The following is a 15199-nucleotide window of genomic DNA, read 5'->3' as shown; positions in this document are numbered from 1 at the left end:
CGGCGCTCTCGCTCGAAGGTGTCAGAAAGGTGGGCCTTTTCTTGAAAGACCGCCTCCGATCTTGCCAGACTAGCCGCAGTTCCAGTTGTCGGGGTTCGGCCGCTGAACAAAGTGGTTCAAAAAAGAAAAATTTGGAGCATGACGCATGAAGGCATTAGGTAAAAAGCTTGCTGGCAAGACTCTTCTCGCGCTGTCCGTCGCGGGCATGATGGCGGGTGCGGTTCACGCGGACGACAAGGTACTGCATGTTTACAACTGGTCCGACTACATCGCTCCGGACACCATTGCCAACTTCGAGAAAGAGTCCGGGATCAAAGTCGTTTACGACGTATTCGACAGTAACGAAACCCTGGAAGCCAAACTGCTGGCGGGCAAATCCGGTTACGACGTCGTTGTGCCGTCGAACAACTTCCTGGCCAAGCAGATCAAGGCCGGTGTTTATCAGGAGCTGGACCAGTCCAAGCTGCCTAACTGGAAAAACCTGAACCAGGACCTGCTCAAGGCCGTGTCGGTCAGCGATCCGGGCAACAAGCACGCCTTCCCGTACATGTGGGGTTCGATCGGTATCGGTTACAACCCGGAGAAGGTCAAGGCCGCGCTGGGCGTCGACACCATCGACTCGTGGGACGTGCTGCTCAAGCCGGAAAACATCGCCAAGCTCAAGGGCTGCGGTGTGAGCTTCCTCGATTCGCCGACCGAAATGCTCCCGGTCGCACTGCACTACCTGGGCCTGCCTACCGACACCCAGAAGAAAGAAGACATCAAGAAAGCCGAGGACCTGTTCCTCAAGATTCGTCCTTCGATCACCTACTTCCACTCCTCCAAGTACATCTCGGACCTGGCCAACGGCAACATCTGCGTAGCGGTCGGTTACTCGGGTGACGTGCAGCAGGCCAAGTCCCGTGCCGCCGAGGCCGGTGACAAGGTGAAAGTCAGCTATGCCATTCCGAAAGAAGGCGCTGGCAGCTTCTTCGACATGGTCGCCATCCCTAAAGATGCCGAAAACGTTGAAGGCGCCTACAAGTTCATGACCTTCCTGCAGAAGCCTGAAGTCATGGCCGGCATCACCAACGCCGTACGCTTCCCGAACGGTAACGCTGCTGCGACCGCTCTGGTGGCAAAAGACATCACCAGCGATCCAGGCATTTACCCGCCAGCCGACGTGCAGGCCAAGCTGTATGCGATCGCCGACTTGCCGGCCGCTACCCAGCGCGAAATGACCCGCAGCTGGACCAAGATCAAATCCGGTAAATAAGCCGGTTTGAAGCAGCAACCGCTGGCTGTCGTCGCCACGACGGCGGTCAGCGGATCAATTAAATGACAGAAAGTTTTGCTGGATCGGTTTTTCGAAGGTAAGTTGCGCGCCGGTTTTGTTGCCGGGCAACCGTGACTGTCATGCAGCACGGGGCAACTTGGGCCCAACTAAATTAGAGGACCTCCACTTGCCTATTTTTTCTTCTTTGCGCAAAGCCCTGCTGGCCACTGCCGGCCTGACGATCGCTGTCGGAGCCCAGGCCGCCGGTACGGTGCATATTTATAACTGGTCGGATTACATCGGCGAGACCACCCTGGCCGACTTCCAGAAAGAAACCGGGATCAAACCGGTGTACGACGTGTTCGATTCCAACGAGACCCTGGAAGGCAAGCTGCTGGCCGGGCGTACCGGTTACGACGTGGTCGTGCCGTCGAACCACTTCCTTGGCAAGCAGATCAAGGCAGGCGCGTTCCAGAAGCTCGACAAGTCGCAGCTGCCGAACTATGCGAATCTCGATCCGGTGCTGCTCAAGCGCCTGGAGCAGAACGATCCGGGCAACCAGTACGCGGTGCCGTACCTGTGGGGCACCAACGGCATCGGCTACAACGTCGACAAGGTCAAGGCCGTGCTCGGTATCGACAAGATCGACTCCTGGAGCGTGCTGTTCGAACCGGAGAACATCAAGAAGCTGCACAGCTGTGGCGTCGCGTTCCTCGACTCGGCCGATGAAATGATGCCGACCGTGCTCAACTACATGGGCCTGAACGCCAACAGCACCAATCCGAAGGATTACGCCAAGGCCACCGACAAACTGCTGGCCGTGCGTCCTTACGTCACCTACTTCCACTCCTCGAAATACATCGGTGATCTGGCCAACGGCGACATCTGCGTGGCCATCGGTTTCTCCGGTGACATCTTCCAGGCCAAGCACCGTGCCGAGGAAGCCAAGAAGGGCGTGAACATCGCCTACTCGATTCCGAAAGAGGGCGGCGCGCTGTGGTTCGACATGCTGGCGATTCCGAAGGACTCGTCCAACGTCAAAGAGGCCCACGCCTTCATCAACTATTTGCTGAAACCTGAGGTGATCGCCCAGGTCAGTGATTACGTCGGTTACGCCAACCCCAACCCGGGGTCGGACAAGCTGATGGAGCAGTCCATCCGCACCGATGAAGCGGTTTATCCACCGCAAGCAGTCCTCGACAAGACTTACGTGTCGGTCGAGTTGCCACCCAATATTCAGCGTTTGATGACCCGTAGCTGGACCAAGGTCAAGTCGGGCAAGTAAGGCACAAACTATCCTGGGTTCGTCCGCATGGGGCGAACTGCACTGTTTTTTTCTGGGAGTTTCGTAAATGGCAGTTGCCTCCGGCGCCTATAAGAAAGCCCTCGAGGGCGACCAGACACCTAAGCAGGTGTTGGTCAAAATCGACCGGGTCACGAAGAAGTTCGACGAGACGATTGCCGTGGACGATGTGTCCCTGGAAATCAAGAAGGGCGAAATTTTCGCCCTGCTCGGCGGTTCGGGATCGGGCAAATCCACACTGCTGCGGATGCTGGCAGGGTTCGAACGGCCCACGGAGGGGCGCATTTTCCTCGACGGCGTCGACATCACCGACATGCCGCCGTACGAGCGACCGATCAACATGATGTTCCAGTCGTACGCCTTGTTCCCGCACATGACCGTGGCGCAGAACATCGCCTTCGGCCTCAAGCAGGACAAGATCCCCAACGCCGAGATCGATGCGCGTGTGGCCGAGATGCTCAAACTGGTGCAGATGAGCCAGTACGCCAAGCGCAAGCCGCATCAACTGTCCGGCGGTCAGCGGCAGCGTGTGGCACTGGCGCGTTCGCTGGCCAAGCGGCCGAAACTGCTGCTGCTCGACGAACCCATGGGCGCACTGGACAAGAAACTGCGTTCGCAGATGCAGCTGGAGCTGGTGGAAATCATCGAGCGTGTGGGCGTGACCTGCGTGATGGTGACCCACGACCAGGAAGAGGCCATGACCATGGCCGAGCGCATCGCGATCATGCACCTGGGCTGGATCGCCCAGATCGGCAGCCCGATCGACATCTACGAAACCCCGACCAGCCGTCTGGTCTGCGAATTCATCGGCAACGTGAACATCTTCGAAGGCGAAGTGATCGACGACGCCGAAGGCCACGCTACCATCACCTGCAAGGACCTCGACCGGCAGATCTATGTCGGCCACGGCATCAGCACTTCGGTGCAGGACAAATCCGTGACCTACGCGATTCGTCCGGAGAAGCTGCTGGTCACCGCCGAAATGCCGACCTGCGAATACAACTGGTCCAGCGGCAAGGTGCATGACATCGCCTACCTCGGTGGGCACTCAGTGTTCTACGTCGAATTGCCGAGTGGCAAGCTGGTGCAGTCGTTCGTTGCCAACGCCGAGCGTCGCGGCCAGCGTCCGACCTGGGGTGATCAGGTTTACGTGTGGTGGGAAGACGATAGCGGCGTGGTACTTCGCTCATGAACATGCGCAAATTCAAACGCCGGCTCAATCGAATAATTCCCGGTGGCCGCCAGTTGGTCATCGGGGTTCCCTTCATCTGGCTGTTCCTGTTCTTCATGCTGCCGTTCTTCATCGTCCTGAAGATCAGCTTTGCCGAAGCCGATGTGGCCATCCCGCCGTACACCGAGATCTACACCTTCGCCGAGCAGAAGCTGCAACTGCTGCTGAACCTTGGCAACTACGCAATGCTCGGCGACGACGAGTTGTACATCGCCGCGTACCTTGGCTCGCTGAAGATGGCGTTCTTCAGCACGCTGTTGTGCCTGCTGATCGGCTACCCGATGGCCTACGCCATCGCCAGCGCCCGTAAAGAGCTGCAGACGGTGCTGGTGCTGCTGATCATGATGCCGACCTGGACCGCGATCCTGATCCGTGTGTATGCGTGGATGGGCATTCTCAGCAACAACGGCCTGCTCAACGGGTTCCTGATGAGCATGGGCTGGATCGACGAGCCGCTGCAGATCCTCAACACCAACCTCGCGGTGTACATCGGTGTTGTCTACTCGTACCTGCCGTTCATGATTCTGCCGCTGTACGCCAACCTGGTGAAGCACGATCACAGCTTGCTGGAGGCCGCTGCCGACCTGGGTTCGAGCACCTTCAACAGCTTCTGGAAAATCACCATTCCACTGTCCAAGAACGGGATCATTGCCGGCTGCATGCTGGTGTTCATCCCGGTGGTCGGTGAGTTCGTGATCCCGGAACTGCTTGGCGGTCCGGAAACCCTGATGATCGGTAAAGTGCTCTGGCAAGAGTTCTTCAACAACCGTGACTGGCCGGTGGCGTCTGCCCTGGCGGTGGTGATGCTGGCGATCCTGATTGTGCCGATCATCCTGTTCAACCGCAGTCAGGCCAAGGAAATGGAGGGTAAAGAATGAAGCGCTTCCGTTTCTCCAGCCTGATGCTGGTACTGGGTCTGTTGTTCATCTACCTGCCGATGCTGATCCTGGTGATCTACTCGTTCAACGCCTCGAAACTGGTGACGGTGTGGGGCGGCTGGTCGGTGAAGTGGTACGTCGGCCTGCTCGACAACACGCAACTGATGGGCTCGGTGGTGCGCTCGCTGGAAATCGCCTGCTACACCGCGGTTGCCGCGGTGGCGCTGGGCACCCTCGCCGCGTTCGTCCTGACCCGCATCACCCACTTCAAGGGCCGCACGCTGTTCGGTGGTCTGGTGACGGCGCCTTTGGTGATGCCCGAAGTGATCACCGGTCTATCGCTGTTGCTGCTGTTCGTGGCCATGGCGCAGATGATCGGCTGGCCGCAGGAACGTGGCATCGTCACCATCTGGATCGCCCACACGACGTTCTGTGCGGCGTATGTGGCGGTGGTGGTGTCGGCGCGTCTGCGTGAGCTGGACCTGTCGATCGAAGAGGCAGCAATGGATCTGGGTGCGCGGCCGTGGAAGGTGTTTTTCCTGATCACCATCCCGATGATCGCGCCTTCGTTGGCAGCGGGCGGCATGATGTCGTTCGCGCTGTCGCTGGACGATCTGGTACTGGCGAGCTTCGTCTCCGGCCCGGGTTCGACGACCCTGCCGATGGAAGTGTTCTCGGCGGTGCGTCTGGGCGTGAAGCCGGAGATCAATGCCGTGGCCAGCCTGATTCTGCTGGCGGTATCGCTGGTGACCTTCCTGGTGTGGTTCTTCAGCCGCCGCGCCGAAGAAGCGCGCAAGAAAGCCATCCAGCAAGCCATCGAAGAAGGCGCTGCCGATTCGTGGAAACAACCGGACGTGCGCCGCGCGCCTGCGCCGGAAGCGGCCTGACAGGCAAAAAGATCGCAGCCTGCGGCAGCTCCTACAGGGATCGCATTCCACTGTAGGAGCTGCCGCAGGCTGCGATCTTTTGCTTTTGGAGCTCAGGAAATCCAAGGGGATGTACGGATGACCTCGACAAAGTTCATCGGCTTGAACCCCGGCTCCTGATCCACCAGCACATCGGTCTTCACATTGCCGAAGGTGGTCTGCGGACGATGGCGCAAGCCGTCGGCAAACGCGCAGATGATGCATTCCTTGAAACCTTCCCCGCGTGGATGCGCATGCACCACCGCCTCGCGCTGGGTACTGCTGAACGCCGCGTAATCCATCCCCAACACGTCCATCTCGACACCCGCCGTCACCAGCGCCACAGTCGGCCGCAGATGTTTGGGCACGCCCGGCGTGGTGTGCAGGGCAATCGACAGCCAGACCTGTTCGATGTCGTCATCGCTCAGCCCGTACGGTTTGAGAAACGCCGCTGCCGCGTTGGCGCCATCCACTTCGAAACGCTCGTCATCACTGCGATAACCGTCGACCAGTCCGAGGTCGTGGAACATCGCGCCGACATACAGCAGCTCCGGGTTGTAGGTCAGTTGTTGGCGTTCGCCGCTCAGCGCACCGAACAGAAACACCCGGCGCGAGTGGTGATAGAGCAGGTCGGATTCGATGTCGCGAATGTACTCGGTGGTGGCCCGGGCGAGGGCACTGTCGGGGATTTTGATGCCGGCAATGGTCGTGCTCATAAGGTGTTTCCTCGTCGAAAACGCCGTTGTGGCGCTGATGGACAAAGTCTGTTCCCCGAGGCACTGAACGGACAATCAACCCATGGCTGCGATCCTTGCCAATCGACCTGCAAATCGTGCCAACTCACGGCTTGAGCGCTTATTGCGCTCCTCCGTGGTGAGGGGATTTATCCCCGATGGACTGCGCAGCAGTCCCAAAACCTGCTGTTTCGGTGTATCAGGTAAACCGCGCAGTGAGGATCTACGACTGCTGCGCAGCCGATCGAGGATGAATCCCCTCGCCACAAAGATCCCCAAGGAGGCTTATGAACAGAACCATCGCCATCGTGGTGTTCCCCGGCGTGCAGGCGCTGGATGTCAGCGGGCCGATGGATGTGTTTGCCGAGGCCAACCGGTTTCTGCCGCCCGAGGATCACTATCGGCTGGAGGTGATCGGCGTCGAGCATGGCCCGATGGCCTGTTCCAACGGTTTGAACCTCAGCGCTCACCGGCACTTCAGCGAGGCGCTCGACGCCTGGGACCTGTTGCTCGTCGCCGGCGGCCCGCAGTTACCGTTTCTGGATTTCGGCAAAGGCTTCGACACCTGGCTGCGCGAGGCCAGTGCCCGTGCGCGGCGTTTTGGCTCGATCTGCAACGGCGCGTTCATGCTGGCCCGCGCGGGGTTGCTCGATGGGCGAACGGTAACCACCCACTGGAACGATGCCCAATCGCTGGCGCAATTGTGTCCATCGGCGCGGGTCGAAGCCGATCGCCTGTATGTCGAGGACGGTGCGCTCTATACCTCGGCCGGGGTTACGGCGGGGATCGATCTGTCGCTGTACCTGTTAGCCCGCGATCACGGCGCTGACGTGGCGCTGAGCGTGGCCAAACGGCTGGTGGTGTTCACCCAGCGCTCGGGCGGACAGTCGCAGTTCAGTCCGTTTCTCACGCCGCATGCGGAGCCGACCTCGGCGGTGGCGATGGTGCAGCTGTATGTGCTGGCCAATCTCACCGGCGACCTGACGATTGCCGATCTGGCGAACGCGGCGAACATGAGCGCGCGCAATTTTTCCCGGGTGTTTGCCCGCGAGGCCCGGGTCACCCCGGCAGAGTTCGTCGAAAGTGCGCGAGTCGATGCGGCACGGGTGCTGCTCGAAAGCACCACGGCGCCGCTGAAGACCGTGGCTTATCAGTGTGGGTTTCGCGATGCGCAGCACATGCGCAGTGTGTTCAATCGCCGGTTGGGGGTGACGCCGCAGCAGTTTCGGCTGAATTTTGCCGGGCTGCTCTGAGTTCCAGTGTTGTTCTTGAGGGCCCCATCGCTGGCAAGCCAGCTCCCACAGGCTTTTGTGTCGTTCACAAATCATGAGAACACCAGAGACACTGTGGGAGCTGGCTTGCCAGCGATGGGGCCAGACCAGCCAGCACAAATCTATTGCGCAGCCCGCGCTGGCAACAGCTTCAAGGTACTGCGCGTATTGGCCGTCACCTCTTCCTCGCTGAAATGCGCCTGCACATACATCCCCTCGACGTACTCTTCAGCCTGATCGTCATAGTGGCTGTCGAACGGCACACCGCTCTGGCCGACCGGGTTGATGGTCAGGCTGTGTGCCGGGTCGGCGAAGTCCACCAGCCGCCGCGTCGAAGGCCCGTAAGTCACCGGCCATGGCGCCGGGCCGAGTTTGGCCGAGAGATTATTCGGCACTTCATGACTGCCGGGCGCAGCGAACGGCCCGACATTGACGATGCGGTCCAGCGGCTTCTGTTGCCCCAGCGGATGACCATGGGTCAGGGTGTGTGCCGTGCCCCATTGCCAGTCGGACGGGTTGTCGCCGAGGGTCTGTTTCAGGTGCGCCATGCTCGCCTGCCACGCTGCTTTGACGATGTCGGCGCGCGTCTCCCTGTTCGGCGTGTTGCGGTTGTCCCACCACGGTGAATCGGCGTTCGCCGCCAGGCGCGGCAGGGCGGCGTCGATCACCCGGGTCGAGAGCAGCGTTTCGAAGAAGTCGTTGCCCAACTCATCGCGCATCGCCGCATCAGCGAGGTCGTAGAGGAACTGGTTGAACACGGTGGCGCTCACCGAATCCAGCGGATAGTCGCCCGGCCACTGCGCCAGTTGCTCGACCAGTTTCAGTTGCGCCGGATCGCTCACCACTTCACGCAGCACCGGCAGCAATGGCGCCAGGGTACGCGGGCCATAACCGGTGGTGGTGCCCAGTTGCAGCTTCTGGTTGGCCTCGTTGCTCCACTTCAGGCTCTTGTCGCTGAGCTGGCGATTGAGCTGCTGGCCGCGATCAGCGAGGTTGTAGTAACCGGGAATCTCCATCCCGGTCGGCGACAGCGGCTGAAAGTTGGCCGAGACGATGTAGCCGCGCGGCGGATTTTCCTCCTGCGGGTTGGCGCTGAACGGGTAGTAACCATCCTTGTCCGCCTGATTGCCGCTGCCGTCGAGAATGAACTCCGGTTTGACCCCGGCCGGGCGTTTGGGCAACAGCGCCGAAGCCCACCAGGCGATGTCACCCTTGGCGTTGGCGTAAACGATGTTCAGCCCCGGCGCCTGCACCTTCGCCGCCGCAGCGCGGGCCTTGGCCAGGGTGTCGGCGCGGTTGAGCTGGTAGAAGCCTTCGAGGATCGGGTTCGGTGTTTCGAGAAACGCCCACCACATGGCGATCGGTGTCTTGCCGGCGGCAGTGCCGAGGGCGTCGTTGACGATCGGGCCATGGGGCGACTGGCGCAGGGTCAGCGTCACCGGCGCCTGGCCCTTCACCGCGATCTGCTGCTCGGAGCTGAGCAGATCGGTCCACTGGCCGTGGTACCAGACTTGATTCGGGTTGTCCGGGTTGACCTTCTCGGCGATCAGATCCAGATCGTCGTTCTGGAACATGGTCAGGCTCCAGCCGAAATCCAGGTTGTGCCCCAGGAACGCGAACGGCACCAGCGCCTGATGATGGCCGTAAAGCTCAAACCCCGGCGCCGACAGTTGTGCTTCGTACCACACCGAAGGCACCGAGAAACGAATGTGCGGGTCGCCGGCCAGCAGCGGTTTGCCGCTCTGGCTGCGACTGCCGGCAATCACCCAGGCATTGCTGCCTTCGAATTGCGGCAGGCCGTTTTCAATCAGCGCCTGCTCGCTGAGGCGGGCGAGGGCGTTGAGGTCTTGCCAGTCGCTGGCGGCGAGGGCCGGCGTCTTGTTGGCGTGACCTTTGGCAAGCACGCCTTTGGGCTGCCAGTCGAGGTCGAAGACGTTGAGGTAATCGGCGCCGAGTTGATCGCGCACGTAGGTCAGCAGCGGTTCGGTGCGAAACGCTGCGGCAAAGCTATAGGCCATGTAACCGGCGACGCTGATGCTGTCCTCTGCCGTAAACGGCCGCTTGGGGATGCCCAGTACGTCGAACTCGATCGGCGCAGCGTGGCTGTCCTGATACTGGTTGATGCCGTCCAGATAAGCTTGCAGGGCCTTCCACGCCGGTGACTGCTTATCGAGACTGGCGACATAACGGGCGGCGCGTTCGCGGATGCGCAGGCTGCGGAACAGTTTGTCGGTGTCGAGCAGCTTCGGCCCTAGCACTTCGGCCAACTCGCCACGCGCGAGGCGGCGCATGGCTTCCATCTGGAACAGTCGATCTTGAGCGTGCACGTAGCCGAGGGCGCGATACAGATCGGTTTCGTTCTCGGCACGAATATGCGGCACCCCGCGTTCGTCGTAACGCACGGTCACCGAACCCTGCAGGTTGCGCAGCTCCACCTGGCCCTGACGCGTCGGTTGCTTGCTGTAGAGGTAGGCGCCGACGCTGGCGAGCAGGACAACGATGAGCAAGGCAAGAACGGTGAAGACGCGTTTCATGGTGACTCCTTGTGCATGCGGGATTGCCGCCCGTCGGGCTGCAAACAATTAGCACAGACCTTCCGTGCCGTGCATCGCTGTCCTCGAAAAGTCCGGAATGCCTTACTGCACCACCACCGGCCAAGGGCAGTAACACCCGACCGCCAGGGTGTGGGTGGCGTTGACCGGTCGATCATCCATCAGCGCGTTGAGGATCGGTTCAATAAAGCTGTTGCTGGAGTTGCAGGTCAGGCCTTCGCTATAGGGGCCGAAGTACGCCAGTTTGCCGCTGCGGTCCCAGATCGCCACGGCGGGGCTGGCCGGTACCTGCTCGGAACCGGGCAACACCGTGATGTTTTTCAGATTGCTCAGGGTCGCGGGCAACTGGCCGTGGCTGCCAGCTTTTTGCACGGCGAAGAATTCCACGCCGCGCGGGCCGAACTGTTCGACCATTTCCGTCAGGTGCTGTTGATTGCCGACGTTGCATGGGCAGGCCGGGTCCCAGAAGTGCACGAGACGGATTTTGCCGGGCCCGGCCAGTTCATCCGGCAGACGCAGCGAATCACCGGAAAACACCGCGGTGTGCTGACTGAACGCACGCAGATAACGCCCCTGAAACCAGTCGTACGCCGCCCACAGCACCCCGGCACACACAAGCGCGAGCAGGCTGGCAAACAGTGCGGTGCGGTAGGGCGAGCGCATGGTTTTTCGATCCTCGAAGGGGGGCTAGCTTGCCATGCTTGCCGCAACAGATGAATATCGCAGGCCGATAAAGTCTGTTTACCGCTTTGGAATACCCGCATGCCTGACACTTTCGATGCCGATCATTTACGCGCCAGCCTCAAGCCTTTGGCCCAGTGGCAGCCGTTGTCGGATGAGGCGAAAGCGTATCAGCGGTTTTATAAAACCGACTTCCCCGAGCGCGATGTCTGGCGCGGCATGGGCCGCTTTGAAGTGGACGGGTATGAGCTGGTCAGCCATTGCTGGTGGCCGGAGAAGGTCAAGGGCACGCTGTTTCTGCTGCACGGTTTTTACGATCACACCGGGCTGTATCGGCATGTCATCGAGTGGGCACTGGATCAGGATTTTGCTGTTATTGCCTGCGACTTGCCGGGGCATGGTTTGTCGAGTGGGCCGCGGGCGAGCATCCGTGATTTCTCTGAATATCAGGACGCCTTGCAGGCGCTGTTCGCCGAAGCCGGTTCGATTGCCCTGCCGCAACCCTGGCACCTGTGCGGGCAAAGCACCGGCGGCGCGATCGTCGTCGACCATGTACTCAATCATGGCGAGGGCAGCCCGGCGCAAGGCCATTTGATTCTGTTGGCGCCGCTGGTACGTCCGCGCGCCTGGGGCTGGTCGCAGCTCAGTTATTACCTGCTCAGACCTTTCGTGCGAGGCATCGCCCGGCGCTTCAGCGAGAACTCCAACGACCCGGATTTCCTGCCGTTTCTGCAGTCCGATCCGTTGCAGCCAAAGCGCTTGCCGACCGCGTGGGTCGGTGCGCTGTCGCGCTGGATCATCCGCGTCGAACACGCGAAAAAAAGTCCGCGACGGCCGCTGATCATTCAGGGGCAGGCGGACATGACCGTGGACTGGCAGCACAACTTGCAGGTGCTGAAGTGGAAATTCGACCGGCCGCAGATTCTGTTGCTGCCAGAGGCGCGGCATCATCTGGCGAATGAGACGCTGGAGATGCGCGAGGAGTATTTCGAGTTTCTGAACAAGCGGATCAGGGGGCGGAATCTCTAGGGGAGTTGCTGGCCTCATCGCTGACAAGCCAGCTCCCACAGGTTTTCCGGCGTTCACAAACTCTGTATTAGATGAAAATCCTTGTGGGAGCTGGCTTGCCAGCGATGGCGGTCTGAAAGGTGATAAAGCTTACTGGCCAAGGTTCGAAGAGCTTTGCCCCACCGCCAACCCCGCCCGGATCGCTGCCAGCGCCGCCTGGTAATACGCCTTGCCCTCAGTGGATTCGGCAAAAGTCGCGAACTGCTCCAGTTCGTCGTCCGACAGATCGCGATAAACGTAGAGCAGCGTGTTGTTCAAATCGGCGCCGATCTGCTCCATCAGGCGCTGGCGCTGACCGTTCAACATGCCTTGCGCCTGACCGCCGCCGAGCAGGCCGGGGATCATCGAACTCAGGCTGTCCGCCGCCACGCCGGCAATCGCCAGACTGACTTCGGCGCCGGCCTCGCGCGCCGGCAGGGCTTGGGCCAGATGGCCGATGACCAGCAGACGGCTGTCGCTGACCTGCATCTTCGGCAAGCCTTTGGCGTTCTTCGCCAGCTGATCGCTACGGGTGGCGAGCAATTCAGCGGCGACGATTTTCTTGCCCAGCGGCGATTGAAAAAAGGTCAGCGCCGGTTGTGGATCGGCAAGGTGCTGGCGCAGCTGCGCTTCGGCACGCTGATCCATGGCCTGGGGGGCGAAGCGCTGGTTGCTGTTATTGACCAGGGCCTGGAACACCGCCGGTGGCAGGTTGTTCTGGTAGCGCTGCTGCGCGGCGCTCAGGGCATCGTTGAAATGCGCACGTTGATCTGGCCAGCCGGCGATCTTGTACAGTTGATCGTGGCCGTCCGCCCAGGCGGGCAAAACGCAGAACATCAACAGTGAAAAAAGCAAACGGCGCATAGGGACTCCTGTCAGCAGCGGACTATTCTCCGTGCGGTGCCGGTACTTGTCGAGAATTCGTATCAAGCCGCCGCGTGGCTCTGTCGGATTTCCTGCCGCCGGCATACTATGCGCGCCATGCAAATATCCTCTGAACACCCGCTGCTGTTACGCATCGTCGACGACTTGGCCGAGCATGGCTGGTCGCAGCAGAACATTTTCCTGCCCGCGGGTTTGACCCGTGAGCTGGCGGCCGAGTGCCGCAAACGTGAGGCCGAGGGCGAACTGGCGCCGGCAGCGGTAGGCCGTGGGCCGTTTTCGGAGATTCGCGAGGGCATTCGTGGCGACCACATCCAGTGGATCGACCCGGGCCAGGCCGAGGCCAGCGACCGTTATCTGAATCTGATGGAGAGTCTGCGCGAGGCGCTCAATCGCGGGTTGTTCCTCGGGCTTGAGGATTTCGAGTGCCACTTCGCCCTGTATCCGCCGGGCGCGTTCTACCGCAAGCACGTCGACCGTTTTCGCGACGATGACCGGCGCATGGTCTCGGCGGTGGTCTACCTCAATGACGCCTGGCTGCCGGAAGACGGCGGTCAGTTGCGCATGTACCTGAGCGAAGACCGGGTGCATGACGTGCAACCCACCGGCGGCTGCCTGGTGGTGTTCCTCTCTGGCGAAGTACCGCATGAAGTGTTGCCGGCGCAGCGCGAGCGCCTGTCGCTGACCGGCTGGTTCCGCCGTCGTGGCAACGAGCCGTTCTGAGATGCAGAAGATTCTGGTCAGCCGCTGCCTGTTGGGCCACCGCGTGCGTTACGACGGCGGGGCCAGCGGGCCGTTCGACTTGCTCGAACAGTGGATCGCCGAAGGCCGTGTAGTGCCGCTGTGTCCGGAAGTGGCCGGTGGTTTGCCGACCCCGCGTGCCGCGGCGGAAATCCCGGGCGGGCAGGGCACCGACGTGCTCGATGGCAAGGCAGCGGTGATCACCACCGAAGGCGAGGACGTCAGCGCGCAGTTTCTCGACGGCGCGCGGCAGGCGCTGGCACTGGTGCAAAAGCATGGCATCCGTGTGGCGGTGCTCAAGGCCAACAGCCCTTCCTGCGGGAATCTGCTGACTTATGACGGGACGTTCAGTGGGGTGAAGGTTTCGGGAGAAGGCGTGACGGCTGCGCTGCTCAAACGCCATGGGGTTCAAGTCTTCAGTGAACTCGAACTTTCTCAGGCCGCCATGGCCCTGGCCCACCTCGACTAAAAGCCCACCACAAACCCCCTGTAGGAGCTGTCGAGTGAAACGAGGCTGCGATCTCTTGATCTTCAAAATCAAGATCAAAAGCTCGCAGCCTGCGGCAGCTCCTACGGTTCGGTGAACCACTTCGCGGACAGCGCCGCCAACCGCCCATCGGCCTTGATCCGCTGCAACGCACCTTCCAGGCTGGCGTGAAATGCCGGATTACCCTTCTGAAACGGAATCGCCAGCTCCACCGGGGTCGCTTTCGGCTTCTCTTCGGTCAGCGCCTGCACCAGCACCATTGGCCGTGGCTGCTCATCTTTCTTCGCCCATAGCTGCGAGTCGACCTTGCCGTAAGGCTCGCTGAAGTCGAAACGATCCTTGAGTTCAGGTGTCAGTGCTATGTGGTTGAGCGCGACGTCGTACTTGCCGCTTTCAACGCCCTGGAGCAGGTCGGCTTCGTCGGTGACGATGAAGTCGGCGCGTACATCCAGCTCGTTGGCCAGCAGTTGCCCAAGCTCGACCTCGAACCCCGTGAGTGTGTCGCCATCCTTGAAATTGAAGGGCGGTGTATTAGCCTCAAGGGCAATGCGCAACTCGCCACGGTCGTTGACGTCATCAATCAGTTCGGCGTGAGCCAAGGGGCTCAGAAGGGGTAGCAGGCAGATCAGGCCAGGCAGAAGGCGCATGGTCACTCCTTTGAAATCATTATTGCGATGCTCTGAGTCAGGCTCGCTTTGCTATGGTTGTCGAGTGCCTTCGACAACGAATGGTCGTGAAGTTGTCATGACCGCGCGGATTTTACGGAAAAACTGGAGAAGAGAATGAAAACGTTTATGTCACGAGCAGCCTTGGCTGGCCTGTTGATGGGTGTTTCAGTGCTGGCCAGTGCAGCGACCCCGGCGCCTAAAGGTGCCGAAGTGTTCATCGTTTCTCCCGAAGACGGGGCCACGGTTTCTCAGGAGTTCAAGGTCAAGTTCGGGGTCAAGGACGTGGCGCTGGCACCGGCCGGTGACGTTACCAAGAACACCGGTCACCATCACCTGCTGATCGACGTCGACCAAATGCCGGCGGCGGGCGCGCCGATTCCGAATGATGCCAACCACATGCACTTCGGCAAGGCGCAGACCGAGGCCACGATCAAACTGGCCCCGGGCAAGCACACCTTGCAGCTGGAACTGGGCGACAGCGGCCACATGCCGTTCGATCCGCCAATCGTGTCGAAGAAAATCACCGTCAACGTCAAATAAGTTTCCGGTGGTGCATGAAAAAGG

The 15199-nt window shown here is 60.7% G+C and carries 15 protein-coding genes; 10 read left to right on the top strand and 5 right to left on the bottom strand.

Annotation, left to right across the window (positions count from 1 at the left end; all coding sequences use genetic code 11):
- Positions 1-145: 145 nt before the first annotated feature.
- From ACYZUM_RS24990 to ACYZUM_RS24970, 5 genes are all read left to right on the top strand, one after another.
- On the top strand, positions 146-1255 hold the full coding sequence (locus ACYZUM_RS24990; RefSeq protein ID WP_041072121.1) for a polyamine ABC transporter substrate-binding protein: 1110 nt from the start codon (positions 146-148) through the stop codon (positions 1253-1255).
- Between the two features lie 187 nt (positions 1256-1442).
- Positions 1443-2540: a polyamine ABC transporter substrate-binding protein gene (locus tag ACYZUM_RS24985; protein WP_041072123.1), complete on the top strand. Its 1098-nt coding sequence runs from the start codon at positions 1443-1445 to the stop codon at positions 2538-2540.
- 67 nt (positions 2541-2607) lie between these two features.
- Complete coding sequence (locus ACYZUM_RS24980; RefSeq protein ID WP_003229245.1) at positions 2608-3750, top strand: ABC transporter ATP-binding protein; 1143 nt, start codon at positions 2608-2610, stop codon at positions 3748-3750.
- Between the two features lie 35 nt (positions 3751-3785).
- Entirely contained in the window at positions 3786-4667 is an 882-nt protein-coding gene (locus ACYZUM_RS24975) for an ABC transporter permease subunit (RefSeq protein ID WP_174377002.1), read from the top strand.
- On the top strand, positions 4664-5554 hold the full coding sequence (locus ACYZUM_RS24970) for an ABC transporter permease subunit (RefSeq protein WP_108184134.1): 891 nt from the start codon (positions 4664-4666) through the stop codon (positions 5552-5554). The genes ACYZUM_RS24975 and ACYZUM_RS24970 overlap by 4 nt, the downstream gene beginning before the upstream one ends.
- A gap of 92 nt (positions 5555-5646) precedes the next feature.
- Here ACYZUM_RS24970 and ACYZUM_RS24965 read toward each other — a convergent pair whose 3' ends face one another.
- Positions 5647-6288 carry an HD domain-containing protein gene (locus tag ACYZUM_RS24965; RefSeq protein WP_108184133.1) on the bottom strand — a complete coding sequence of 214 codons (642 nt, stop codon included), beginning with the start codon at positions 6286-6288 and terminating at the stop codon, positions 5647-5649.
- A gap of 305 nt (positions 6289-6593) precedes the next feature.
- Here ACYZUM_RS24965 and ACYZUM_RS24960 point away from each other — a divergent pair, with 305 nt between their 5' ends.
- Positions 6594-7559, top strand: coding sequence for a GlxA family transcriptional regulator (locus ACYZUM_RS24960; RefSeq protein ID WP_108184132.1), 966 nt, complete (start codon positions 6594-6596; stop codon positions 7557-7559).
- Between the two features lie 140 nt (positions 7560-7699).
- Here ACYZUM_RS24960 and ACYZUM_RS24955 read toward each other — a convergent pair whose 3' ends face one another.
- Positions 7700-10111 carry a penicillin acylase family protein gene (locus tag ACYZUM_RS24955; protein WP_108184131.1) on the bottom strand — a complete coding sequence of 804 codons (2412 nt, stop codon included), beginning with the start codon at positions 10109-10111 and terminating at the stop codon, positions 7700-7702.
- Positions 10112-10213: 102 nt separating this feature from the next.
- On the bottom strand, positions 10214-10792 hold the full coding sequence (locus tag ACYZUM_RS24950) for a DUF6436 domain-containing protein (protein WP_041072135.1): 579 nt from the start codon (positions 10790-10792) through the stop codon (positions 10214-10216).
- A gap of 99 nt (positions 10793-10891) precedes the next feature.
- On the opposite strand from ACYZUM_RS24950, the gene bipL reads away from it, so the two are divergent.
- Positions 10892-11839 carry a phospholipase BipL gene (bipL, locus tag ACYZUM_RS24945; RefSeq protein WP_108184130.1) on the top strand — a complete coding sequence of 316 codons (948 nt, stop codon included), beginning with the start codon at positions 10892-10894 and terminating at the stop codon, positions 11837-11839.
- Between the two features lie 129 nt (positions 11840-11968).
- On the opposite strand, the gene ACYZUM_RS24940 is transcribed toward bipL, so the two are convergent.
- Complete coding sequence (locus ACYZUM_RS24940) at positions 11969-12721, bottom strand: DUF2059 domain-containing protein (RefSeq protein WP_108184129.1); 753 nt, start codon at positions 12719-12721, stop codon at positions 11969-11971.
- Between the two features lie 108 nt (positions 12722-12829).
- Here ACYZUM_RS24940 and ACYZUM_RS24935 point away from each other — a divergent pair, with 108 nt between their 5' ends.
- Positions 12830-13462, top strand: a complete 633-nt coding sequence (locus tag ACYZUM_RS24935) for a 2OG-Fe(II) oxygenase (RefSeq protein ID WP_041072141.1) — start codon at positions 12830-12832, stop codon at positions 13460-13462.
- A 1-nt stretch (position 13463) separates the two neighbouring features.
- A complete protein-coding gene (locus ACYZUM_RS24930; protein ID WP_108184128.1) occupies positions 13464-13949 on the top strand; it encodes a 2-thiouracil desulfurase family protein in 486 nt (161 codons plus the stop codon).
- A 101-nt stretch (positions 13950-14050) separates the two neighbouring features.
- Here the strand turns inward: ACYZUM_RS24930 and ACYZUM_RS24925 are convergent, their stop codons facing one another.
- On the bottom strand, positions 14051-14614 hold the full coding sequence (locus tag ACYZUM_RS24925) for a transporter substrate-binding domain-containing protein (protein WP_041072145.1): 564 nt from the start codon (positions 14612-14614) through the stop codon (positions 14051-14053).
- A gap of 135 nt (positions 14615-14749) precedes the next feature.
- Here ACYZUM_RS24925 and ACYZUM_RS24920 point away from each other — a divergent pair, with 135 nt between their 5' ends.
- Positions 14750-15175 (top strand): DUF4399 domain-containing protein, encoded by a 426-nt coding sequence (locus ACYZUM_RS24920; RefSeq protein ID WP_041072147.1) that lies wholly within the window; start codon positions 14750-14752, stop codon positions 15173-15175.
- The last annotated feature ends 24 nt before the right edge of the window (positions 15176-15199 follow it).

This window comes from Pseudomonas sp. m6p, assembly GCF_055760375.1.
This window is presented reverse-complemented; position numbering and strand designations above follow the sequence as displayed.